The sequence below is a fragment of the Symbiopectobacterium sp. genome (assembly GCF_051710365.1).
In the GTDB taxonomy this organism is placed as follows: Bacteria; Pseudomonadota; Gammaproteobacteria; order Enterobacterales; family Enterobacteriaceae; genus Symbiopectobacterium.
On sequence record NZ_JBPETA010000391.1, the window covers coordinates 1 to 920 of the forward strand.

The following is a 920-nucleotide window of genomic DNA, read 5'->3' on the forward strand; positions in this document are numbered from 1 at the left end:
CAAAACATGGTCGTGACGCTTACCAGTCAGATCCGCAATCTCGCGGCTGGACATGGTTAAAATATATTCAGAAACTAAATTTTGCATGAGTAAACCTCTCACAAGTGAATGTGATTAATGGAACCCCTGCGCGATCCCGGGGCGGAATTACTGGGCGGTTAGGGTCCGATCATTCTTACCCGCGATTTTTTCCAGTACTTCTTTCAATTCTTTTGGCAGTCGTACTCTTAACTGCGGATCATTTCGTTTACTCATGGGTTATCCTTGCGTCAATGGGATGGTGGGTTTCGGTTTATGGCTATACGAGTCCGCTGTTTGCCGCCTCCAATTCCGCAAGCAGGATGTCATTGAACTTTTCCAGTGCCTTATCGTTGTAGCGGAAAGCCTCAACCTGCTTGTTGCTATAGCGCGATTTATCCAGATAGTATTCGCCGAATTCCTCGGTTTTCATGTTGTTATCGTTGGCAATACGGCCAATCTTGTTCGCATTCAGCAGAGGGAAGCTTGCTTCTCAGTATCAGGCGATAGAGATCGGACTCCGGCGCAAGGATAATGCCTTTCGGGTAAAAGCCTAAATTCAATTCTAGTGTCTGGCTAGAATTAATTTTAATCAATGACTTGCAGTTATCTTGTAATGCCTCATGTGGGTTTTTATAGCCAAGAGCCTTCGCTAGTTCGACAGCGAAGAACACTGGCTTACCTTGATAAAGCGTACCCTGTAGCTCGATATCGGAATCGGCAGACTTAAAAAGCATCAGCTGCGTTTTGGTAATTTTGGTCATAACAATTTCTCCATCCGTCATTCCGCACCTACTTTAAGAATAAATTCGACGGTATCGCTCGCCGAGAACATCAACGATGGTCTTGTGAACAGAATTGAGGTTGGATACTTGTGGTGGTCTGTCACCAATACTGAACTC

3 protein-coding genes are annotated in these 920 nt (G+C 45.1%); all 3 read right to left on the reverse strand.

All coding sequences use genetic code 11. The features are described from left to right. Positions 1-147: 147 nt before the first annotated feature. The 3 genes from ACTBDZ_RS18190 to ACTBDZ_RS18200 are packed head-to-tail and all read right to left on the reverse strand — an operon-like array spanning position 148 to position 782. Positions 148-255 carry an Arc family DNA-binding protein gene (locus ACTBDZ_RS18190; protein ID WP_438816317.1) on the reverse strand — a complete coding sequence of 36 codons (108 nt, stop codon included), beginning with the start codon at positions 253-255 and terminating at the stop codon, positions 148-150. Between the two features lie 43 nt (positions 256-298). Beyond that, a complete protein-coding gene (locus ACTBDZ_RS18195) occupies positions 299-451 on the reverse strand; it encodes a hypothetical protein (RefSeq protein WP_438814486.1) in 153 nt (50 codons plus the stop codon). A gap of 4 nt (positions 452-455) precedes the next feature. Next, positions 456-782 (reverse strand): BRO-N domain-containing protein, encoded by a 327-nt coding sequence (locus ACTBDZ_RS18200; protein ID WP_438816318.1) that lies wholly within the window; start codon positions 780-782, stop codon positions 456-458. Positions 783-920 lie beyond the last annotated feature (138 nt).

Excerpts from the sequence above, each read along its gene's own strand:
- ACTBDZ_RS18190 (WP_438816317.1), bottom strand. The coding sequence starts at position 255 with ATGAGTAAACGAAATGATCCGCAGTTAAGAGTACGACTGCCAAAAGAA.
- ACTBDZ_RS18200 (WP_438816318.1), bottom strand. The coding sequence starts at position 782 with ATGACCAAAATTACCAAAACGCAGCTGATGCTTTTTAAGTCTGCCGAT.
- ACTBDZ_RS18195 (WP_438814486.1), bottom strand. The coding sequence starts at position 451 with ATGAAAACCGAGGAATTCGGCGAATACTATCTGGATAAATCGCGCTAT.